The organism is Kurthia huakuii LAM0618 (assembly GCF_000505545.1).
GTDB lineage: Bacteria > Bacillota > Bacilli > Bacillales_A > Planococcaceae > Kurthia > Kurthia huakuii.
In genome coordinates this window covers 54,988-77,686 of the sequence record NZ_AYTB01000015.1, presented here as the reverse complement: position 1 = coordinate 77,686, position 22,699 = coordinate 54,988, and the positions used below count along the sequence as shown (strand labels likewise).

The 22,699-nt window shown below is 42.2% G+C and carries 23 protein-coding genes; 13 read left to right on the top strand and 10 right to left on the bottom strand.

The genetic code is table 11. The features are described from left to right. Window positions 1-159: 159 nt before the first annotated feature. Entirely contained in the window at window positions 160-1,104 is a 945-nt protein-coding gene (locus tag V514_RS0112095; protein ID WP_029500198.1) for a LysR family transcriptional regulator, read from the bottom strand. Window positions 1,105-1,124: 20 nt separating this feature from the next. After that, window positions 1,125-1,994 carry a LysR family transcriptional regulator gene (locus V514_RS0112090; RefSeq protein WP_029500197.1) on the bottom strand — a complete coding sequence of 290 codons (870 nt, stop codon included), beginning with the start codon at window positions 1,992-1,994 and terminating at the stop codon, window positions 1,125-1,127. A 113-nt stretch (window positions 1,995-2,107) separates the two neighbouring features. Between V514_RS0112090 and V514_RS0112085 the strand changes: the two genes are divergently transcribed. Then, entirely contained in the window at window positions 2,108-3,289 is a 1,182-nt protein-coding gene (locus V514_RS0112085) for an acetyl-CoA C-acetyltransferase (RefSeq protein WP_029500196.1), read from the top strand. A 41-nt stretch (window positions 3,290-3,330) separates the two neighbouring features. Here the strand turns inward: V514_RS0112085 and V514_RS0112080 are convergent, their stop codons facing one another. Beyond that, window positions 3,331-4,212, bottom strand: a complete 882-nt coding sequence (locus V514_RS0112080) for a LysR family transcriptional regulator (protein WP_029500195.1) — start codon at window positions 4,210-4,212, stop codon at window positions 3,331-3,333. A 109-nt stretch (window positions 4,213-4,321) separates the two neighbouring features. On the opposite strand from V514_RS0112080, the gene V514_RS0112075 reads away from it, so the two are divergent. The 4 genes from V514_RS0112075 to V514_RS0112060 all read left to right on the top strand — a co-directional run bounded on the left by V514_RS0112075 (window position 4,322) and on the right by V514_RS0112060 (window position 8,026). Further along, on the top strand, window positions 4,322-5,209 hold the full coding sequence (locus V514_RS0112075) for a DMT family transporter (protein WP_029500194.1): 888 nt from the start codon (window positions 4,322-4,324) through the stop codon (window positions 5,207-5,209). 183 nt (window positions 5,210-5,392) lie between these two features. Continuing rightward, a complete protein-coding gene (locus V514_RS0112070) occupies window positions 5,393-6,271 on the top strand; it encodes a DMT family transporter (protein ID WP_029500193.1) in 879 nt (292 codons plus the stop codon). A gap of 85 nt (window positions 6,272-6,356) precedes the next feature. Next, the gene (locus V514_RS0112065) at window positions 6,357-7,577 is read left to right on the top strand and encodes a DUF819 family protein (protein ID WP_029500192.1); all 1,221 of its coding nucleotides are present in this window, start codon (window positions 6,357-6,359) and stop codon (window positions 7,575-7,577) included. A gap of 158 nt (window positions 7,578-7,735) precedes the next feature. Then, entirely contained in the window at window positions 7,736-8,026 is a 291-nt protein-coding gene (locus V514_RS0112060) for a hypothetical protein (protein ID WP_029500191.1), read from the top strand. Here the strand turns inward: V514_RS0112060 and V514_RS0112055 are convergent, their stop codons facing one another. Beyond that, entirely contained in the window at window positions 8,027-8,401 is a 375-nt protein-coding gene (locus V514_RS0112055) for an SLAP domain-containing protein (RefSeq protein ID WP_029500190.1), read from the bottom strand. A 103-nt stretch (window positions 8,402-8,504) separates the two neighbouring features. On the opposite strand from V514_RS0112055, the gene V514_RS19800 reads away from it, so the two are divergent. Further along, complete coding sequence (locus V514_RS19800; RefSeq protein ID WP_081715051.1) at window positions 8,505-9,305, top strand: helix-turn-helix transcriptional regulator; 801 nt, start codon at window positions 8,505-8,507, stop codon at window positions 9,303-9,305. Window positions 9,306-9,406: 101 nt separating this feature from the next. Here the strand turns inward: V514_RS19800 and V514_RS0112045 are convergent, their stop codons facing one another. Then, a complete protein-coding gene (locus tag V514_RS0112045; RefSeq protein WP_029500188.1) occupies window positions 9,407-10,342 on the bottom strand; it encodes a 5-oxoprolinase subunit C family protein in 936 nt (311 codons plus the stop codon). After that, the gene (gene pxpB, locus V514_RS0112040; protein ID WP_029500187.1) at window positions 10,339-11,040 is read right to left on the bottom strand and encodes a 5-oxoprolinase subunit PxpB; all 702 of its coding nucleotides are present in this window, start codon (window positions 11,038-11,040) and stop codon (window positions 10,339-10,341) included. Before pxpB ends, V514_RS0112045 begins: the two co-directional genes overlap by 4 nt. A gap of 221 nt (window positions 11,041-11,261) precedes the next feature. On the opposite strand from pxpB, the gene V514_RS0112035 reads away from it, so the two are divergent. Genes V514_RS0112035 through V514_RS0112025 form a run of 3 tightly spaced genes read left to right on the top strand, consistent with a single transcriptional unit; the run spans window position 11,262 to window position 14,041 of the window. Beyond that, window positions 11,262-12,020 (top strand): LamB/YcsF family protein, encoded by a 759-nt coding sequence (locus V514_RS0112035; RefSeq protein WP_029500186.1) that lies wholly within the window; start codon window positions 11,262-11,264, stop codon window positions 12,018-12,020. An 18-nt stretch (window positions 12,021-12,038) separates the two neighbouring features. After that, complete coding sequence (locus V514_RS0112030; protein ID WP_029500185.1) at window positions 12,039-13,241, top strand: NRAMP family divalent metal transporter; 1,203 nt, start codon at window positions 12,039-12,041, stop codon at window positions 13,239-13,241. 11 nt (window positions 13,242-13,252) lie between these two features. Beyond that, window positions 13,253-14,041, top strand: a complete 789-nt coding sequence (locus V514_RS0112025; RefSeq protein ID WP_029500184.1) for a putative hydro-lyase — start codon at window positions 13,253-13,255, stop codon at window positions 14,039-14,041. A gap of 38 nt (window positions 14,042-14,079) precedes the next feature. On the opposite strand, the gene norA is transcribed toward V514_RS0112025, so the two are convergent. The 4 genes from norA to V514_RS0112005 all read right to left on the bottom strand — a co-directional run bounded on the left by norA (window position 14,080) and on the right by V514_RS0112005 (window position 17,333). Next, window positions 14,080-15,270: a multidrug efflux MFS transporter NorA gene (gene norA, locus V514_RS0112020; protein WP_029500183.1), complete on the bottom strand. Its 1,191-nt coding sequence runs from the start codon at window positions 15,268-15,270 to the stop codon at window positions 14,080-14,082. A 61-nt stretch (window positions 15,271-15,331) separates the two neighbouring features. Further along, complete coding sequence (locus V514_RS0112015; RefSeq protein ID WP_029500182.1) at window positions 15,332-16,168, bottom strand: MerR family transcriptional regulator; 837 nt, start codon at window positions 16,166-16,168, stop codon at window positions 15,332-15,334. 14 nt (window positions 16,169-16,182) lie between these two features. Further along, the gene (locus tag V514_RS0112010) at window positions 16,183-16,941 is read right to left on the bottom strand and encodes an IclR family transcriptional regulator (protein ID WP_029500181.1); all 759 of its coding nucleotides are present in this window, start codon (window positions 16,939-16,941) and stop codon (window positions 16,183-16,185) included. A gap of 86 nt (window positions 16,942-17,027) precedes the next feature. Then, window positions 17,028-17,333 carry an excalibur calcium-binding domain-containing protein gene (locus V514_RS0112005; RefSeq protein WP_051392469.1) on the bottom strand — a complete coding sequence of 102 codons (306 nt, stop codon included), beginning with the start codon at window positions 17,331-17,333 and terminating at the stop codon, window positions 17,028-17,030. A gap of 74 nt (window positions 17,334-17,407) precedes the next feature. Between V514_RS0112005 and V514_RS0112000 the strand changes: the two genes are divergently transcribed. The 4 genes from V514_RS0112000 to V514_RS0111985 all read left to right on the top strand — a co-directional run bounded on the left by V514_RS0112000 (window position 17,408) and on the right by V514_RS0111985 (window position 22,677). After that, window positions 17,408-18,115 (top strand): alpha/beta hydrolase, encoded by a 708-nt coding sequence (locus V514_RS0112000; RefSeq protein WP_029500179.1) that lies wholly within the window; start codon window positions 17,408-17,410, stop codon window positions 18,113-18,115. Window positions 18,116-18,855: 740 nt separating this feature from the next. Then, on the top strand, window positions 18,856-19,698 hold the full coding sequence (locus V514_RS0111995) for a TetR/AcrR family transcriptional regulator (protein ID WP_029500178.1): 843 nt from the start codon (window positions 18,856-18,858) through the stop codon (window positions 19,696-19,698). A 73-nt stretch (window positions 19,699-19,771) separates the two neighbouring features. After that, a complete protein-coding gene (locus tag V514_RS0111990; protein ID WP_029500177.1) occupies window positions 19,772-20,224 on the top strand; it encodes a MarR family winged helix-turn-helix transcriptional regulator in 453 nt (150 codons plus the stop codon). Beyond that, window positions 20,221-22,677 carry an MMPL family transporter gene (locus V514_RS0111985; RefSeq protein ID WP_029500176.1) on the top strand — a complete coding sequence of 819 codons (2,457 nt, stop codon included), beginning with the start codon at window positions 20,221-20,223 and terminating at the stop codon, window positions 22,675-22,677. Before V514_RS0111990 ends, V514_RS0111985 begins: the two co-directional genes overlap by 4 nt. Window positions 22,678-22,699 lie beyond the last annotated feature (22 nt).

Genomic DNA, 22,699 nt, shown 5'->3' with positions numbered 1-22,699 from the left:
TTGGTTGTGCATTCAAAACATGATTTGGAAAACTTTTTACAGAAAATGATGCTGTGAGCTAACGTGCTGCTCCAAACATCCAGCGCTGTTTATATCTAAGTTGTTACAATAAGTATAACTTTTGGAAATAAATGGTCCAACTGATAATTTCTATGAGTATTATAGCGAGAAGCTATCATTACTTAGTAAAAGTAGTGACATCCGGTCTTTTGCTTCAATGCCTTTCGTTCCTAAAAAGCGTTCAAACATCGGTAAATACTCTTTTACAGCATACGGCAGCTTTTCTTTTTTGGGCACAATGAGTACGACTTCCTTTACAGCCTCGGTATCAATGGCACGTGCCTCGATGTATGGATTGCGTAGTTGTGAGTATAGTGAACGCAGCATAATAGAACTACCGAGTCGTTGCTCTAAAAAATGGAGCATCGCATGCGTATTTTCCGTTTCTAAAATAGCCTTAAATTCAATACCTTTGTCTGCCGTTGCTTGTTTTAATAGCATGCGGCTAGTATGTGTTTCAGGAAATAATGTAAGTGGTTCATCGAATATATCTTGCCAACTCAGCACATCTTTTTGTATAAGTGGATGGCTGCGATGTGCGACAAAAACAAAGTGCTCATCGTATAAAGGGATTTCGACGTAGCTACCATTGATGCGATTGTTCTCATGATAAGAAAACGCAATATCGACTTCATCTTGTTCAAGCAGTGTCGTGACGTGTTCATTAGCAAGTACTTTCGCAGGAGCTATTGAAAATTGCTCGATATAATGCAGCACACTTAATGAAATTAAATCGTAAATGGCGCCAGGATATGCACCGATGCGCAATTGTTCATGATCAACGTCGTCAAGCGCTTGTAGTTGAATTTTCGTTTGTTCGAGCGTTGAAAAAATATGCTGACATTGGTCATATAAAATTTCACCTGCTTTGGATAATGTGATTTTTTTGCCGATGCGATTAAACAATAATGCACCAACTGTTTGCTCAAGCACTTTGATTTGTTGACTTAGTGTAGGCTGTGAAATATGTAGGCGCTGCGCTGCACGAGTGAAGTGTAGCTCTTCGCTGAGAACCATGAAGTATTCTAGTTGTCTAAGTTCCATAATACGCTCCTTCCAGGTGATTAAAACATGTCTAAAAATGCGCGCGTTGCGTAAGATAAATAGCGTTCTTTTTTCGTAATTAGTGCAATTTCCCATAAATAAGGGTCATCGCTATCAATCGCAATCATTTTAACGTGCGGATTATTATGTTTTTCAAAAATTGATTTTGGTAATACAGCAACTCCCATATCAATCGAAATTAATTCGACCATCAAATCCCACTGCGACGATTCATAGGCGATATTTGGTTTAAAACCATTTTTTGCGCATAAATTAATGACCATATCACGCAACGTGAAGTCTGTTGTAAAGACGATAAACTTTTCATGAGCAAGCTCGGCAATGTTAATACTATCGCGATGTGCTAGTGGATGTGTGTACGACAAATAAATCATAAATTCATCTACGAAGTAAGGCTTCACGCGGAAGTTGTCCTCTGAAAAAGGCTTTACTGTAAAGCCAATATCGATTTTTTCTTCATCTGTTAGCGTTAAAATATGCTTGGCGCCAAGCTCAATGAGGCGCAGTGTAATATTTGGAAAAGCTTCATTAAAACGTTGAGCAATCGATGGAAAAATGAGCGTGCCGATAACAGGGGGGATGCCTAATACAATTTCCCCTTTTTGCAAGTTTTGAAGCTCATTTAGTAAATTTGGCATATCTTGAAGCGGTTTTAGTGCTAAGCGACCTTGTTCGATGACAATTTTTCCAGCATCAGTCAATTCCAATTTGCGCGTTGTACGATTAAAAAGTGTGACGTCTAGCTCTTCTTCCATTTGTTTGACGACTTTACTTAAATAGGGTTGTGTGACAAAGGTTTTCTCAGCGGCCTTTGTAAAGCTTCCTTGTTCAGCGACGGCCAAAAATAATTCGATTGCTCGTAAATCCATTTTTTGCACCTCCAGGAATTTATAACTAATACTTATAAAAAATATTCTTTATATGAATTTTACTAATAATTTAGAAGAATGTAAAATTTAGACAGATAGGAAGGGGAGAGAATATGAAAAATGTTGTAATTGTTGAAGCAGTTCGTACTGCGATTGGCAACTTTAATGGCACATTACAAACTACGGCGGCAACGGATTTAGGTGCGATTGTTGTGAAAGAACTTTTAGAGCGAGCACAAGTGGCACCTGAAACAGTTGATGAAGTTGTATTAGGGAATATTTTACAAGCTGGCCTTGGCCAAGGTCCGGCGCGTCAAGTGTCGGTAAAGGCTGGGTTACCTTATGAAGTACCATCAACAACAATTAATAAACTTTGTGGTTCAGGTTTAACAGCCGTACATTTAGCAGCGCAGGCGATTCAGCTTGGGGAAGCTGATATCGTCGTTGCAGGCGGCATGGAAAATATGACACAAGCACCATACATTTTACCGCAAGCACGTCATGGCTACCGTATGGGCGACGGTAAACTAATTGATACGATGTTACATGATGGTTTAACGGATGCTTTCCACGACTATCATATGGGGATTACAGCAGAGAATTTAGCAGAAAAATACAATATTACGCGTGAGGAGCAAGATCAATTCGCGGCACAAAGTCAACAAAAAGCGGAAGCTGCTCAAAAGGCTGGGCGCTTCAACGATGAGATTGTAGCGGTTGAAGTCAAATCACGTAAAGAAACAATCACGTTTGACCAAGATGAGTTTCCGCGTGCAGGTGTCGTTGCAGAAAAGTTAGCGACGATGCGTCCTGCATTCAAAAAAGACGGTACGGTTACAGCAGCGAATGCATCAGGTATTAATGACGGGGCAGCAGCGCTTCTGTTAATGTCTGAGGATAAAGCAAACGAGCTAGGATTAAAACCGTACGCACGCATTGTCAGCAATGCCGTTGCTGGTGTAGACCCTGCAATTATGGGGATTGGGCCTGTACCATCAACAAAAAAAGCGCTTGAAAAAGCGGGCTTAACAATCGATGATATTGATTTAATTGAAGCAAATGAAGCATTTGCTGCGCAGTCACTGGCTGTAGCGAAAGAGCTTGCTTTTGACATGAAGAAAGTCAATGTCAACGGCGGCGCAATCGCACTGGGGCATCCAGTTGGCGCAAGCGGAGCACGTATTTTAGTAACGCTTCTACATGAAATGAAAAAACGTGACGATGTGAAATACGGTTTGGCAACGCTTTGTGTAGGCGGCGGTCAAGGTGTATCGACAATCGTTGAAAAATTGTAAACTCTAGGCGATAACATGGGACTAATTTTTAAGGCACAGCGTTAGGGAGACGCTGTGCCTTTTTCTTTTGCTACTTTTTTGACATGGTCGATAAACTTTCGCGCGGCGAGCGGCAAAATATCAAATTCTTTATACGCCAGATGAATATGTCGCTGCTGTGGTGCTAGAAGCGGCTTAATCGCAATATGCTGCTCTGATTGAGGAATGATCAGCGAGGGCATAATCGAGATACCAAGCCCCTTTTTAATCATTTCAAGCGCAATGCGGTCCTCTGACACGATGTATTCGATTTGTGGCTCAATGTGATTGCGCTCTAAATATTGCTGTATGGGCGTCACCGAGCCGTCCTTAATTAAAATATATGGCTCATGTTGAATCGCCGCAAGCTCAATGACTGACTGCTGTGCGAGTGGGTGATTCAGTGGCACGCACACTTTATATTCATCTGACACGATTGGTACGGTCATAATGTCATGTGCCACTTCAGGATTGACAAAGCCTAAGTCTACCTCATTTTCAAGAATCATCTGCTCGATTTCGCTATAGTTGCCAAGTGTCAATTCAAACGTCACCGTAGGAAAGCCTTCTTTAAACGAAGCCATCCATTCTGGTAAGTAGTGATTGACGATTGATGCGATGACGCCAATGCGAATAATCGAACGCTCAAGCCCTTCCATATACGCCATTTCCTGCTCTAGTGCATATTTCGCCTGTACTAAATTTTTAATGTAGGCATATAAATGTGTGCCATCTGGTGTCAGTGACACGCCGGTGCGCGAGCGAATAATGAGCTTTGTATTCACTTCATTTTCCAATGTTTTCATTAGCTGACTAATACCCGATTGCGTATAACCGAGTAAATCAGCCGCCTTTGTGAAGCTCCCCGTTTCAATAATTTTAATAAATGCCATGTAATGATTCATAATCGCCCTCCACACATAATGATTTGTCATGTAAGTATAACAAACATTCGTTTTAATAATGTATAACAATTTGCTACGATTAGGATAGTTTTTTAAGAGGAGAATGAATATGTCAAAACAATTAGCAAATCTATTATTCGTAGTGGCGACCATTGGCTGGGGCTCGTCATACTTATTTACAAAATTTGCGGTAGCTGAATTACAGCCTTTTACACTACTCGCATTACGCTTTGGAATCGCCTTTATCGTTGCGTATGTCGTCTTTTTTAAGCGACTTATTACGATTTCAGCACGCACGCTCGGAGCAAGTGTGCTATTAGGCGGCGTCATGTGTGCGATGTTTACGATGTTTAACTACGTGCTTCAAACGGTCAATCCATCAACCGCAGGATTTTTACTCGCGACAACGGTCATTTTTGTACCGCTTGTGTCGATGATTTTCACGCATAAATTGCCACAGCGCCAAATTGTTTTAGGGGCGCTTGTCACGTTAACAGGGCTGTGCATTTTTATGTTTAACGGAAGTCTTGCCTTTGATACTGGTTCTTTATTATGTATCGTGACAGCGATGCTTTTTGCACTTCATTTAGTGATAAACAATTTCTTTGCACGCCACCATGACTCATTGCAGCTTGGAGTGTATCAGCTTGGCTTTGCGGCATTATTTGGTGCGATACTTATGATGCGCTTTGAAACCGTACAATTGCCGCAAACATCGCTTGGCTGGATGTCGCTACTCGTATTAGCTGTCGTATGCTCTGCATTTGGCTTTGTCGTACAATCGGTTGCACAAAAATATACTTCTGCTGAGGAAACGGGCTTTATTTTAGCATTAGAACCAATCTTTTCGGCGGTCTTTGCATATTTAGTGCTCGGTGAAATTTTAGTATGGCGCGAATTAGTGGGAGCCTTTATTATTTTTGGAGGTGTGCTTTTAGCAAGTCATCAACCGAAAGCAAAGCATATTCCACAACATTCGATGTCTCATTCCGTATAAAGAATCGCTTCGGCGGTTCTTTTTTTAATGTCTCATTTGGCGAAGGATGTATGTAGTACCGCAGCATTTTAATGCTCACAGAAAAATCATAATTTGTCGTTCTTTCTGAGAAAACAGATTCACAAACATCACTAAGTCGAGTATGATAAAGTGAATGCATTTAAATAGAGAGAAGGCTTAATAATGGGGAAATATAAAGGTGAACTGCTCCTTATTATTACAGCGGTAATGTGGGGTAGTGGTTTTGTAGGCATGGCAGTGGGTCTTGAATATTGGACTGTCTTCCAAATAATGGCTTTCCGCTTCACGTTGGCAACGGTGTTATTATGCTTAATTTTCCATAAAAAATTACGCCTTATTAATAAAGCTGTTTTATGGAAGGGCGCTATATTAGGGACCATTTTATTTGCGGCGTTTGCGGTACAAACATATGGTTTACTCTATACAACACCATCGAAAAATGCCTTTTTAACGGCAATCAATGTGTTAATCGTGCCCGTACTGGCGTATTTAGTATATAAACGTCGCTTTGATCGCTATGAAATTATCGCCGCAATTTTGGCGATTATTGGCATTGGCTTCCTGTCACTAACAAGCTCATTTACGATTAATGTAGGCGACATGCTATCGATTTTATGTGCGGTGCTGTTTGCATTTGACATTTTCTATACGAACGTATTTGTGAAAAAAGAAGATGCCCTTGCGCTGACAATCGTACAATTTATGACCGCCTCAGTGCTCGGCATTATTATGATGCTTGCGCTTGGCGAAGTGCCAACATCGGTTGAACCAGCAGGTATTTACATTATTATTTATTTAGCGGTATTTTGTACATGCGTTGCCTATGTTTGCCAAAATATTGGGATGCAATATGCTAATCCAACAAAGTCAGCGATTATTTTATCAATGGAATCGTTATTTGGGACATTATTCTCAGTTTGGTTATTAAACGAATTATTAACAGGACGTATGATTTTCGGTTGTTTCTTAATTTTATGCGCGGTATTATTCGCCGAACTCAAGCCGAAGTTTGGGTTTGCGCATTTAAAACAAAAAATTTAACAAAGCGACGAGAATCGAATGAATCGGTTCTCGTTTTGTTTTTCACAAAAGTTTTTAGGGTAAGGATTTAACAGGAGGGATACATATGAAAGAACCACTTATAGCGGCAGATGACACGTTAATGCTGTGGGGCATTTTAATTATTGTCGCATCAATTAGTATTATACTAGAACAACGTTTCAAATGGGCATCACGCATTTCCGGTGCCATTATCGCGCTCGTTATGGCGATTATTTTATCAAATACTGGCATCATTCCAACAGAATCGAGTGTCTATGATGCCGTCTGGTCGGTCATCGTACCACTGGCGATTCCACTATTGCTATTCCAAATCAATTTAAAGAAGCTATTTCGCGAAAGTGGGCGTTTATTGCTCATTTTCCTTATTAGCTCAATCGGGACAGTAGCAGGTACGACGCTCGCCTTCTTTGCGTTACGCGAGCATATCCCAATGCTTGATAAAATCGCGGCGATGTTTAGCGCGAGTTATATTGGCGGTGGTGTCAACTTTGCGGCAATGGCAGCGAAGTTTGAAACACCGGGTGAGCTTGTGTCCGCTTCGGTTGTCGCGGATAATTTGACGATGGCCGTCTTGTTTATCGTATTAATTATTATTCCAACGATGAGCTTTTTCCGCAAACGCTACAAGACGCCACATATTGATGAGGTGGAAAGCCGCGCAGGAAAAGATGAAAATTTAGCCAAATCGTATTGGAAGCCAAAGCAGATTTCATTACTAGATATTGCATTAGCAGTAGGTATTGCGTTTACAATCGTGCTCGTCGCGAAAAAATTATCGCAGTATTTCGACATGCGCATCCCATCAGGAGACAATGTGGGCTTCTTATGGAATTTAGCAAACGGCTTGTTTGGTGATATGTATTTAATGCTAACGACGCTAACATTTTTGGCCTTATTATTGTTCCCGCGCTTTTTCGAACGTCTACAAGGGAGCCAGGAAATCGGTACATATTTAATCCATATTTTCTTTGTCGTCATCGGGATTCCAGCATCGATTCCACTGATTATTGAGCAAGCACCCTTATTGTTCGTCTTTGCGGTGACGATTGTCATTATTAATGTTGTGATTTCACTCGTATTCGGCAAATTGCTGCGCTTTGATTTAGAGGAAATTATGCTCGCTATTAATGCCAACGCCGGCGGACCTACAACGGCCGCTGCACTTGCAATCGCAAAAGGTTGGCAAAACTTAGTCGGTCCTATTTTAATTGTCGGGACATTTGGTTATATTGTCGGAAACTATGTCGGTACAGTTATGGGGCTATGGCTAGGCGCATTCTTATAAAAAATAGCAAGAATCTTACAAACGTAAGATTCTTTTTTATTTCTTTTAGACTATTTTAAAATTATATTTTAAATTATTAATTTTAGTAATGTTTATTATGACCTATATATTGTGTATGTAATAGTAAATAAGGAAAATAGATCAGGAGGTGGATCATAGTGACGAATGAATTTTTAGAGACGTTAGAGCAGCTAATTCAATTAGAGGAGGAGCAACATACGGACGATAGAAAAAAACGCCAGCAGGTCATTGATGCTGGGCGCCTTGTTTTACTAGAGCATGATTTAGTGAAGAAAAAATTTGTATCGCTCGACGTATTGAAGTCCTACGAAGAAGTGATGTTGGCCTATATTGAGTCGTTGCATAATTTTTCGCATGAAGAACTACATGTGCAAGCAAGGCGTGTATTAATGTTTCATTGTCTTAAAATAGATCAACAAATTTGTTAGCTATTTGGTGGCATTTGTCCATGTGAGTGTGCCACCTTCATAGTATTCACGTTGTACATAACTTCCTAGTGGAAATAAAAAAGTCCACGGCATACTCGTATGTGGTGGGATGATTAACTTGGGCAACGTAAAAGTAGCGTTGGCTATGACTTGTGCATCAATGACATAAGACAGCGACACATCATTGAATGTGAGTGGTTCGTGCTCGCGATTATGGACGAGTGTTGTAATAAGCAATGTTTTTTCATGATTTATCGCTTCACGAATGGCTGTAAAATGTTCGCTTTTTTTCGCGTGTAGAAATAACTGCTCGATGCGCGCTCTATCAATGTTTGCGAGCGCTTTATCCCATGATTTTTCAAACTGTAACTGCATAAAATTCACCTCTAATTGTCAGTGTATCACAAAATAACCTTTACAAATCAGTCATTTCTTTGTAAAATTCAATTGATAATGATTATCAATTGAGAAAGAAGTGATGACAATGAAAACAGATGACGTAATGTTTTATTATGCCAATACAACGATTGAATTTCATGATATGTTTACACACCGCGTGCCATCAGCGACGAATGACACCGTACACCACAGCTCAACAGGGCGCTGTAGCTTTGTGTTTCCACTTGCTGGCCAAGGATATTTTACATTTGAGAATGTACGCTATAAATTAATGAAAGGGATGGTGCTCCATATGCATAGTACCGCCGATATTTATATGAAGCCAATTGGTCGTGAGGGCTGCCACTACGCCGTCATGTATTATGATGTCGATGAGGCCATTATTAGCGACGAGCCATTTGTGATGGCGATTGATGACTATCATACGTGTCGGCGCACCGTAGAACGTATGGCACAAGCGTTTACGACACCGGGGAATCTTTCACGCGTGCAAACGAAAGCCTATTTTATGCAATTTATTAGCGAAATGCTGATGGCACACCAACGTAGTAAGCGTATTGACCGCGAAGATGCGATGAGCGAGGCGCTGACGTTTATGCGTAACTATTATCAATCAGGTTTGACGGTAACCGAAGTAGCCGAGCGCTTTGATATCGAACGCCGCCGCTTTGCACACTTGTTTGAGCGTTATACCGGTATTAATCCGAGCAATTATTTAATTGAGCTGCGCATTCAACATGCGAAGGAATTAATGCGCGCAACCGATGAGACGATTGCGTCAATTGCTGAAAAGGTAGGGTATGATGATCCCTTTTATTTTAGCCGTATTTTCAAAAAATATACTGGCAAAGCACCAACTGTTTATCGCCAATGCTTATAAGCGCAAAAGTCTATTTTTTTTAGTGTGGAATGAGAATGATTTTCAATGAGAAATGTACATAGAAAAAGCAGGAAGCCTCAGTTTCCTGCTTTTATTATGCGTTATTTAAAGCGAATGCCTTGCGTTAATATGCGCAAATGCTGTATTTGTTCGTATAATGCACGATAGCTGTCATCTAATGAAATTTGCGTAAAGCGAATGCTGTCGCCAGGTTTCATTTGACCGAATAAATGCACATCGCTCGCAATGACTTGTGCAATGCGTGCATAGCCGCCTGTCGTTTGGCGGTCTGCTAATAATACCGTTGGCTGACCGTCATTGGACACTTGAATCGTACCAAACAATACGGCGTCAGATAATAATTCAGTCGCTTCATGTCGCGCTAATCCCGGTCCATTTAAACGATACCCCATACGATCCGCTGCCGGCGTCACTTGATAAACACGCGATGTAAAGTGCTGCTGACTCGCCTCGGTAAACTGTGCCCATTCAGGACCAGCCGTAAAACGAATCGTCCATTCCGTACGATTATAACGAGGGGGCTCAGCTTGCCATCGCACCGCTTCGGCTGTATGAGCATCGACATGAATCGTATCGCCACGCTTTAGCGCACGCCCATTATAACCACCAAGTGACGCGCGTAAATATGTGCTTTTAGACGCCATCACTACGTTACTCTTCATGCCACCACGAAAGGCAATATAGTTGCGACAGCCGTCAAGAAGCTGACCGAGTTGTACGACATCACCTGGTTGTAGTGGTACAGGTCGGTAGCATGGCAGTGTCTCACCGTTTAGCGTTGCATTGACTGTTGCGCCTGTAACGGCGATGACACAATGCTCACTCGTGCGAAAACGCAGGCCACCCATTGTAACTTCAAGAACAGCTTCACCGCGTGCATTACCGACTAAAATATTAGCCATTTGAAGCGCATAGTCATCCATCGCACCACTAACGATAACACCGTATTGCTGAAAGCCGCGGCGCCCTAAGTCTTGGACGGTCGTTAACATGCCTGGTTTTTCAATGTAAATCATATGCTCAACTCCTCAAACTCCGCTGCTGAAATTGGGACAAAGCGAATTTTTGCGCCAGCCTCTAATAATGTAGGCGGCGTTTTTTCTGGTTGGAATAATTGCAGTGGCGTGCGGCCGATAATTTGCCAGCCACCCGGTGTTTCAATTGGATAAATGCCTGTTTGACTGCCGGCAATACCAACAGAACCCGCTTCAATTTTTAAACGCGGTGATTTTTTGCGTGGCGTCGCAATGGTGTCATCAAGCCCTCCTAAATACGGAAAACCTGGCGCAAAACCAAGCATATAAATTAAATAATGTGGCGTACTATGACGCGTAATAATTTCTTCAGGCGTTAAATCGTGATACGCTGCGACTTCGTCTAAATCCGGCCCGTACGCACCCCCGTAACATACCGGAATGTCGATGATTTTTTCATCGCGTATGAACGCGCCCTCATCGATTGATACGCAAGCTTTTAATTGTGCAATCATCGCCTTTGCTGGATTCATTTCTCCGTTTGTGAGCAAGTGAACGGCATCATAAATGACCGTTAACGATGTATAGGCAGGAATCATTTCTTGAATGTATGGAATATGTTGTGCCTCAATTTGTGCCATCGCCTGTGTAATGAGTTGTTGTGTCGTTTCACAGACGATTGTGCCAAATTGAATGCGGATGGCCATTTCCCCAAATGGCTGCCATTCAATTGGTTGCATTGTGCGTCCCCTCCTAATACCATTTTTCGGAATTTAAATTCTGAATATAGGAATAATTATAGCGAAAATACGCGCAAATACAATAAATTTTCTGAAAAAAATTACAATTCACAACTTTACAGCAAATAGACACCTGTGATAATATTCGGAATATAAGTTCCTACATACGGAATTTGAGAACTGATTTTTGGTTTTTAAAATAGCATCAAGGGGTGATTTTTATGTATCAAATTGATTTAAATTGTGACCTCGGCGAAAGTTTTGGCGCGTATACGATAGGGAACGACGCCGCCATCTTAGACTACGTCACATCGGCCAATATCGCGTGCGGCTTTCATGCGGGAGACCCAACGGTGATGAAAAAAACGGTGGAGCTTGCGCTTGCGAAAAATGTTAAAATTGGCGCGCATCCAGGATTACCAGACTTAGTCGGCTTTGGACGCCGCAATATGAATATTGCACCGGACGAGGCGAAAAATATCGTCATCTATCAAATTGGTGCGTTGCAAGCGTTTACGACCGCATTAGGAGGCCGCGTTGAGCACGTTAAGGCACACGGTGCACTCTATAATATGGCGGCAAAAGATGCGCGACTTGCACAAGCAATTGCCGAAGCGGTGTATGCTGTTGACGCGAATATTGTGCTCTATGGCTTAGCAGGGAGTGAGTTAATTGCGGCAGGAAAGCGCGTCGGTTTGAAAACAGCGAATGAAGTATTTGCCGATCGTACATATCAGCAAGATGGTAGTTTGACACCGCGAAGCGAGCCACATGCGATGATTGAAACGGATGCGGAAGCGGTGCGCCAAGTCATGACGATCGTGAAAGACGGCTACGTGCAAACGCAGCAACAAACGTCATTTACATTAGAAGCGCATACGGTGTGCATTCATGGGGATGGGGCGCAGGCGTTGCCGTTTGCTAAATACATTCACGAAACACTCACAAACAATCAAATAGACGTCGCGGCGTATCGCTAGACTCAAGGGGGAAACACAATGGGAGAAAAAGTCACAAAAAAAGCGAGCCGTAGCGTCCTGCTCGGTGCCGCCTTCTTAATGGCTACATCATCAATTGGGCCAGGATTTTTAACGCAGACGACGGTGTTTACCGAGCAATTGCTCGCAAGCTTCGGCTTTGTTATTTTAATTTCGGTGCTGCTCGATATTTTTGCGCAAATGAACGTCTGGCGTATTATCGTCGTATCGGGCTTACGCGGTCAAGAAATTGCCAACAAAGTGTTGCCAGGACTTGGTATTGTCCTTGCGATATTGATCGTCTTTGGTGGCCTGGCGTTTAATATAGGAAATGTCGCCGGAGCCGGGCTCGGGTTAAATGCGATGCTTGGTATGGATACGGTGACAGGGGCGATTTTAAGTGCCATTTTCGCAATTGTCATTTTCTTATTTAAAGAAGCAAGTAAAATTATGGACCGCGCGGCACAGCTTGCTGGTGCGGTAATGATTTTCTTAATGTTTTATGTGGCGGTATCAACGAATCCACCGGTTGGCGAAGCGGTTATTCGCACATTTGTACCAACGGAAATTAGCATTTTAGCGATTGTGACATTAGTCGGTGGTACAGTCGGAGGCTATATTACATTTGCTGGGGGTCACCGTTTACTCGATGCCGGGCTAAAAGGCGTCGAAGCCATTCCAGAGGTCAATAAAAGCTCGATTACTGGAATTCTCGTAACAGCGGTGATGCGTATTGCATTATTTTTAGCCGTATTAGGTGTCGTATCACAAGGATTAAAATTAAACGCTGACAACCCAGCCGCTTCGGTGTTCCAATTAGCATTAGGTGATATTGGTTACCGTATTTTCGGCGTAATTATGTGGGCAGCAGCCGTTACGTCGGTTGTCGGTGCCGCGTATACATCGGTTTCATTTATTAAAACATTCCACAAAAAAATTGCGCAATACGAAAACTGGATTATTATCGCCTTTATTACGATTTCAACATTAATCTTTGCATTCATCGGTAAGCCAGTTAGCGTGCTCGTATTAGCAGGCGCATTAAACGGTTTAATTTTACCATTAGCATTAGGGACATTATTAATCGCTGTCTATAAAAAAGATGTGGTTGGTAGCTACAAACATCCACTGTGGCTAACCATTTCAGGTGCATTCGTCGTTGTTGTCATGGGTGTGCTGAGCATTATGACGTTAATTGAACAAATCGGTCTATTAATCGGTTAGGGGGCTTAAATATGACGATTCAACAACAATCACCACAAGCAATTCGCGAGGCCGTGCGTAGCGGGATCATTACCGGACCAACTGCAGGTTATGCGATGGGCTATGCGCAGGCGAATCTTGCTATTTTGCCAAAAGAACATGCGTTTGACTTTTTATTGTTTGCACAACGTAATCCAAAAGCTTGTCCGATTTTAGATGTCATTGAGCCGGGGAGTGTGTCACCATCGCGTATTGCGAAAGACTCGGATATTCGTACAGACATTCCGAAATATCGCATTTACAAGCATGGCGAACTGGTTGATGAAGTAAGTGACTTACATGACTATTGGTCGGATGATTTCGTTTGTTTTTTAATCGGCTGTAGTTTTTCATTTGAAAATGCGCTCTTAAATAACGGCATCGATGTGCGCCACATTTCAGAAGAGTGCAATGTGCCGATGTTTAAAACGACTATCGCCACAGAAAAAGCTGGTATTTTTGAAGGTCCAACCGTTGTGTCGATGCGCCCGATGAAAGAAGCGGACGTTGTGCGAGCGGTGCAAGTGACATCGCGATTCCCATCTGTTCACGGGGCACCACTGCATATTGGCAATCCGGAGAGCATCGGCATTTCAGACATCACAAAGCCTGACTTTGGCGACGCCGTAACGATTCGAGAAGGCGAAGTACCAGTGTTTTGGGCGTGTGGTGTGACGCCGCAAGCGATTGCGATGCACGTCAAACCAGCGCTGATGATTACGCATGCGCCGGGCCATATGTTTGTGACCGACGTAAGAGATGAATATTATGGTGTGTTGTAAGGACACAAAAAAGCGAGTGCCGCGGCACTCGCTTTTTTCTATTTCGGCTCCATTGTTGCCGATTTTTTCAGCATCGGATTTTTCCAGAACATCGCAAGTGCGAGTCCAGCAATAATAAACACCGTTGCAAAATAGTATGGGTAGTTAATATCAATATCGAATAATAAACCGCCAATAACCGGGCCAAAAACGTTCGCTAGTGACGTGAAAAATGAGTTCATGCCGCCAACAAAGCCTTGGTCATTGCCCGCAATGCGCGATAAATACGTTGTCACTGCTGGACGAATTAAATCAAAGCCGATAAAGACCGTAAACGTGACAGCCATAATCATCCAATAAGAATTGACAAGCGTCATCGCAAAAACAAGCACGGCCGATAATAGAAGCATAATGCGAATTAAATTAATTTCGCCAAGTGCTTTCATCAATGGATCAAAGAACACGACTTGGAAAATGGCCCCTAAAATCGCGCCGCCGGTAATCGCAATCGCAATATCTGCGGGGCTAAAGCCGAATTTATGGTCGACGTATAAGCTAAAGAATGATTCAAATGCCGCAAGTCCGAATGATGAGATGAAAATGACCGCAAATGCGATAAAAAACATCGGCATGAGTAGCTTGCGGAAGCTACTTTTATTTTCATGGCCACCCGCTGATTCCGTAATGACTGGTCGTTCTGGTTCACGTAATAAAATAATCGAGAACATCGCAGCAACAAGACCTAATACCCCTGCTGAATAGAATGGCACACGCGTTCCGATTTCTGCAAGGAAGCCGCCAAGTCCTGGGCCGATAATAAAGCCGGTAGAAATGGCCGCTGACATGTAGCCAAGCGCTTTTGGACGGTTTTCGTCGGTCGTAATATCGGCGATAAAGGCCGTCACCGCAGGCATAATGAACGCTGCACTTAAGCCGCCTAAAATACGCGAAATAAATAAGACATCAATCGTTTTCCCGAAGCCGAATAACAGCTCCGACAAACCGAAAATAATCAGACCAAGGACAATCATAATTTTTCGTCCGAAGCGGTCGACAGCTTTCCCAGCAAATGGGGAGAAAATAAGCTGTGTGAGTGCGAACGCCGCCGTTAAATAACCGACGACTTGTCCACTAATGTGCAATTCATTCATCAACCTTGGTAGTACAGGAATAACAAGTCCAATACCGAGGAAGGCGATAAATAAATTGACTAATAAAATACTTAGTGTGATGGAACTTTTTTTACTCATGTTGTTACCCTCTTACATCTTTAAAGTAGTTTTAATATTAAAGGCTACAGTAACTGTAAGGTCAAGCCCCAATTTTCACTTTTAGCTCGACAATATACGTCGGCGCAGTATTGGGCGAAAAACTTGTCGGCAAAAAAAGCTCATAAATCGGGGACTGTGCGTTCCAACCATTTGCTTCAATGGCGCGGTAGAGCTTTTCATAATTCGGTAAGTAGCGCTCAAACGTATATTCAAAGGCGATGCACGCATAATGTCCTTCTGGTAACATCATCAAATCCATATTTGTCTCTCGGTAATCAAATGGGTGCGACGTTAGGAGTGGCATAAACAAATAATCATAGCGCAAGTTCTCAATTTTTTCATAGTTTTGGAGCGGATAAATGCCGCCATAACGCATATTGACGGCGCTACCACTTTGCTCTAACGCTTCAATGACTGAATTAAAATAATCGCTTGGGTCATCTGGAAATGAAAAATTCGGCGTTTTCACAGCCAATAAACGCTCTGCTTCCTCATCTTTTTCATAAATTTCCTCATAGACCGGAATTTTAATTTGCTCTTCAAGTTGCTTCATCGTTTTACGCAGCACAAGCTGTACTTCCTGCATTTTACGCAACTTGTCATTAACTCGCTCTTGCTGCTCACGTAAAAAAGTAAAGAGCTCCTCAGGCGTAAAATTTTGTGCGTGTTTAATGTCATTCAGCGACGTCCCGATGTATTTTAATGATTTAATCAAATCCATATTGGCAAGCTGCACTTCACTATAATAGCGGTAATTTGTCGCCGTATCGACGTAGGCTGGCTTAAATAGACCAATTTCATCATAGTAATGCAGTGTCCGCACCGGCAGATGAATCATTTTCGACACTTCGCCGATTGTAAAATAATGTTGTTTCATACTAAAGTCCTCACTTACGATTCAATATAGCCAAGCTTCGCTGAAATTTCACTCGCTGACTGTTTGCCAAGCGTAATAAAATGTTCTAAAGCTTCTCCTTCATAGTCCTTCTCGATGCCTGCGATGCTAATGCCAGCAATAATGTCACCTTTATAATCTAAAATCGGAAACGCAATTGCCGCGGTAAAATCTTCAAGCTCTGAATAGCTAATGGTATAGCCGACATTGCGCGTTTGCGAAATTGACTGGCGCAAATCCTCAATGGTCGCAATCGTGCCTTTTGCAAATGGTACAAGTTCGACACGCTTTAAATATTCCTCGCGCTGTTGTGCCGGTAGAAATGATAAAATGACGCGCGCACAAGCCCCAGCATAAAGTGGTGTACGGCGGCCAATCATCGTATACAGGCGCACTGGCTGAATCGATTGAATTTTTTCGATATAAACAGCTTCATCGCGGTCACGAATAATTAAATTAATCGCTTGCCCAGTTTCTTTATGTAGCTTCTCCATCGCCGGTATCGCTAGCTGACGAATGTCCATACGCTCCGATACGAGATGCCCAAAACGCAAAAAGAGTACGCCCAAGCTATAGTGCCCATTGGCATCCTTATCAAGTAAATCCATCTCTTCAAGCGTCTGTACCATGCGATAAGCCGATGTTTTTGGAATCCCCGAATGTTCCACGATTTCATTAAATGATAGCTTGGCATGATGGATAAATAAATTTAAAATTTCCATTGAACGCATGACCGTTTTATTTTTACTTTGCATGTTGTAACTCCCCCTCGTGCTAGTCCTTTTATTATAGCGAAAAATAAAAAAAGAAGCCCTCATCAAGCGAGCGCTTCTTAAAAAAATTATCGTTCACAGGCGATGCCATCTTTATCGCGGTCCAAATCAGAATTGAATCGCGTCGCTTTTTTGTATATCGATGCGGATACCTTCGCGTAACTTCTTTCGTAAACTGTCCCACCGCTGCGCTTTTTCACTCTATTTTTTGTGCTGGTCGATTTACGTACACCATAAGGATATTTTTTGTTAAATGCAGTACAATTCTTATACGTACTCGAAGCTTCTGCCTGTGTTGTAGGCCCTACTGTTGTACTAAATAACGTTGAGCAAAGAATGACCGTCGCGGCCGAAATTTTCACCAATTTTTTCATTATAATTCCCCCATTCATTTGCTCGATACCCGCTTTAATCCATACTAGGCAAAATTTTGAAAGGAGCTTAAAAAATGGATCAATTTACACTGAACACGTACACAATTACAGTGACAATTCCCGAAAAACCACATCCAAAAGAAGGATTTCCAGTGCTCTATGTACTAGACGGGGCCCATAACGGAGCGCTTGTGCGAGCGATTATCGAGAGCCAAATGAAAATGCGCAAGCTAACAAAAATTTCGCGTATGATTGTTGTCAGCATTGAACAACGACCCGCGCAGCGTTTTTATGATTTCACACCACAAGCTGCCCATTATGCCGTGTCAAAAACATTTCCGATGCCACAAGACGGCCCGTTTGGTGGTGCACATCAGTTTCAGCAATTTTTGACGCAGCAGTTAAAGCCGCATATGGCATCACATTATCCAATCGGAGCGTTACTTGGGCATAGTTTATCTGGCTTGTACGTGTTGTGGCATATGCTGACGTCACCAAAAGATTTCACGCATTACATCGCCATTAGTCCGTCGGTGTGGTGGAATGATGAGGAGCTACTAGGCTATGACACAGCGCGCGTTGAAAAAAATCCACCGCATGGTTTGTACATCGCAGCGGGTGAGTTTGAACGTTCGATGCATGGACCGATTGAACGCTTGCTTGCGAATTTCAATGCTGTGCCGCACAATTGGTATATTGCGCCAGAAGAAAATCATTTGTCGGTGCTGCCGGCTGTACTTAGCCGGGCATTGCGTTATGTGCGAAGTCAGAACAATGTTTAAGCGCAAAACAATACTTGTAAGCAACGTGCGATTATTTTCGATCGTTACGTGACCAGCGCTTCCATTATGAAAGTACGGATGACAAATCGCTCATGAGCTCAAGTAGCGTGTTTTCAATACAACATATTTAACGATAAGTGACAGTACTAAGGCTATTGGCGCGCCGATTTATTAGTTATTTGCGCTGGAAAAGAAAAATCAGTGATAGTTGTTAAGTATGTGGCGATAATTACAACGTTTTTGTAACAGCAGCGTTTAAAAATGGGCTTGTTTTCGGTCTCTGACGGGTATTTTTGAGCCGGTTTCTGCTAAAATAGGGCATTTTCCACACACAAAAAATGCGAATGGCTGCCGCAGCACGCGTTTTTTGAATAAATGACAACAAGCCGCTTGATCGGCCCACAAAAGCTTAAAAAAACGGCTGATTTTCGACAAAAAATGCCCGTTAGAACCCCGATTTTGCACAAAATAGCCCTTTTTCGGGAATCAAAAATGATAATTATATGTGTTGTTGTCGCTAAATAAAAAGTTTTGTTGACAGATTTTGCATGATGATTACTAATTCACAAAAAAATTGTCAGTCAATTGTCGCGAATTGGCACATATTTTTAATTATGTTGTATCCAAAACACGCTGCTAGAGCTTTTGAGCGATTTCTGAGCGCTAGAATCTGAGAGCTATTGTAAAATTCAAAAATCAATTATAATAGAGGCAATAACGAATTAAAGGAAGTAAAAAACATGAATGAAAAACAATTTGCGATGCAAAAGGCGGCGCATCGTTTATTTAAGGAAAAAGGTTACGTGGAAACGTCGATTGCAGACATCGTCAAAGACAGCAATGTATCGAGAGGGACGTTTTACAATCACTTTGCATCGAAGGCAGCACTACTCGTTGAAATTACGCGCGCTTTTCAAGAGCATATGAAAGAGGAGCGTGCGCTGTTAACGGTGCAGCATCGAGGTACCGATGAGGAGCTGCTGCGCGAAGTGATTTATTTGTCGCGTGAAAAAGAGCAAGCTGCACGCATTAATCAAATTGTCGCAGAAGCTGCTGGCGAGAAGGATATTGATTTAGTACGCTATGCGGAAGATTTACGTGTCCATCGTATGCAGTGGCTTCATATTTATGTCAAGCGTGCCTTTGGTCACTTGTATCCTCATGCCACCTTTGCAGCAACACAGTTTGTTGAGTCGTTACTCAATTATCATGTGAGCTTTAATCGCCTCGTTGACCAGCCGCGGTCACTACGCGAGGTCGTAAATTATTGTGTCGATTTAATGATTTTTACATTACCAAAATTAGAAGAGCAGCCGTTATTTTCAATGGAAGAGTTTCCATTTGAGCAGCAAATGACATGCAAGGAGCGATTTACCGAAGCGGCCGATCAATTAATTCAATGGCTCTTAACGCATGATGTCGACAATGCGCCGCTTCTAAAGGAATATATTGAGCTGTTGCTAAGCCACCGCGAGCTATCGGTGACGAATCCAGCACTGACCGCACAAATTAAGCATCAACTCACCGCAACACTTGAAAAAAATTATCCAGCAATTCATGATTTTGTGAAACTCATTGGCTAAGGCGAATGAGTTTTTTTGTTGACAATAAGTAGTTCACCCCTATAAACTATCAACTGTATAGGGGGTGCTTGTAATGGAACGTATTGCACATGCTATTAAATTGCTTGAACGCGTCATGATTTCAGGGAATGAGCTTGTAACAAAGGAATTGAATGAGGATGCGTTTAAAGGGTTATCACTTGAGCAGTATGAGGTATTGAATTATTTGAACATACAGGGCGACAAGTATCCAAGTGAGATTGCCAAATTTCAAAACGTTCAAAAAAGTGCTGTATCCAATCGGCTGAGTAAATTATTAACACACGGGTATATTGAATATGTACCATCTCCAACGGGGGATAAGCGTTACAAACTTGTGCATCTGACAACGCAAGGCGCGGCGGTATTAACACAAATTAACAATCAATACTGTGCGCTCATCGAAGAGTGGTTTGCAGATTTTGAGGAAGATGAACAATTAGAAACGTTTATTAAATTATTAACGATTATTCAACAACGAATTGATGAGAAAGGGGAAAAAGCATGAAAAATTTAAAAAATATGCGCACGCTCGCGCTCATTTTTTGGATTGTCGCGGTTGTCGTGGCGGTTGTCGCATTACCTGACTTGCAAAAGCTAGGGCAGGAAAAAGGGCAAATCGAGCTGCCGGCAGATTTTGAAAGTGAAAAAGCCGCGTCGATTTTAAATGATATGAATAACAATGGGAAATCGACATATGATTTTGCGATTGTGTTCAATGATGAAGACGGGCTCTCGAAAGCAGATAAAGAAAAGATGAATGACGTATTGCAATATTTCAAGGACCATAAAAAAGAATATGGCATTACCGATACGTTATTTTACAATGATAGTAAGCAAACAGAGGACCAGCTCGTCAGTAAAGATAAGACGACGATTATTAATCAGTTGTCGATTAAAAAAGAGTTAGAAAGTGCTACTGAAGTGGCCGATAAGTTAGACGAGAAATTAAAAGATCTACCGATGAAAACGTATATTACCGGTAGCGACGTTGTCATGGATGACTTTGCACAAACGTCACAAGAAGGCGTGCAAAAAACCGAAATTGTCGCGATTATTTTCATTATTATTATTTTAATTATCGTGTTCCGTTCACCGGTTGTCCCGTTTGTGTCGCTGTTATCAGTCGGCGTATCGTACATCGTGTCACTAAGTATCATCGCGCATTTAGTCGAAGGTTACAACTTCCCGTTCTCAAACTTTACACAAGTCTTTTTAGTCGTCATCTTGTTCGGGATTGGGACCGACTACAATATTTTACTGTTTACGCGCTTTAAAGAAGAGCTCGCAGCAAAAGGTCATGTGCTGCACGCCATTAAAGACACGTACAAAACAGCGGGGCGCACCGTACTTTATAGTGGCATCGCCGTCTTGTTCGGTTTAGTGGCATTATTCTTCGCAGAATTTAGCTTCTACCGCGCAACAGGGGGCGTCGCAATCGGCGTTCTTGTATTGTTAGTCGTCCTGTTTACGTTAAATCCATTCTTCATGGGGCTACTTGGTATGAAGTTGTTCTGGCCGGTGAAAAATGTAAAATCCCATGCGGATAATAAATTATGGGGCTTCCTTGCGAAACAATCGTTTGCGCGTCCATTTGTCGCACTTGCGATTGTCGCGATTATTGCCGTACCGTCGATTTTAATGTATTCAGGTAAACTGAATTTTAACGATTTAACAGAAATTAGTGATAAATATGAATCGAAACAAGCGATTAATTTGATTTCAGATAAATTCCCGGCTGGTATGAGTGCACCGACGACACTTGTCATTAAAAGTGATGATAACTTGACATCGGCCGAGTCTCTACAAGAAATTGACCGCCTAACTGCTCGTTTAGAAGAAGTAAAAGGCATCGATAAAGTGTATAGTGTCACACGTCCTGAAGGTGAAAAAATTAAGGAACTGTATTTAGGCGATCAGCTTAATACGGTGACCGATAGCCTTGAAAAAATGGAAAAAGGCACAAATGATGTGCGTAGCGGTTTAGAAGATGCGGCAAGTCAATCGGCTGCTGCGACGCAACAAACAGCGGCGCTACTGCCACCGCAAGTTGCACAGCAAATGGCCGCACAAGCTGAGGCGCAGGCACAAGGATTAAATCAAGCAACAGATGGTCTGAAGCAAGTCGAAAAAGGCTTGAGCGAGACACAAGATTATACGAGTGAAGCGGCGAAAGGCAACAGCGATGTATTGTATGTGCCAGACGACGTGCTTACAAGTAAAGACTTTAAACAAAGTTTAGATGCGTATATGAATGAAGACCAAAATACGACGACGATGCGCATTATTTTAACTGAAAATCCATATACCGCAGAGGCAATGGATATTATGAAAGAAACGCAAAGCGTCGTCCATTCATTTGTCGAAGGTTCATCGGTGCTACATGATACCGATGCCTACCTCGGCGGTAAAACGATGTCAAACGTCGATTTACAGCAAATGTCTGACAGTGATTTCCAGCGTAGTATTATTATTATTTTAGTCGGTATTTCGCTAATGCTCCTGTTTATTACACGGTCACTTGCACAAACGGTGACAATTTTAATCGCCCTTGTTGTCGCAAGTTTTGCAAGTCTAGGCATTACCGAATGGCTAACAGCGACGTTCTTAGGCGAGCCAACGCTAAGTTGGAACGTGCCATTCTTCACGTACATTATGCTCATCACACTTGGCGTCGATTACTCAATCTTCCTGATGATGCGTTACCGTGAAGGAGAAAATCGTGGCCTTGACATGATTGTCGAAGCAAGTAAGAAAATGGGTGGCGTCATTTTATCTGCAGCCGTTATTTTAGGCGGCACATTCGCAGCGCTTATCCCATCAGGCATTAACACGCTCATTCAAGTAGCCGTCGCGGTCATGATTGGCCTTGTCTTCCTCGCGATTCTCTTAATGCCAGTGTTTATCCCAAGTACATTTGGCTTATCGAAAAAAATGAATGAACCGAAGAAAAAAGACTAATTGAAAAAAGAGCTTAGCATTT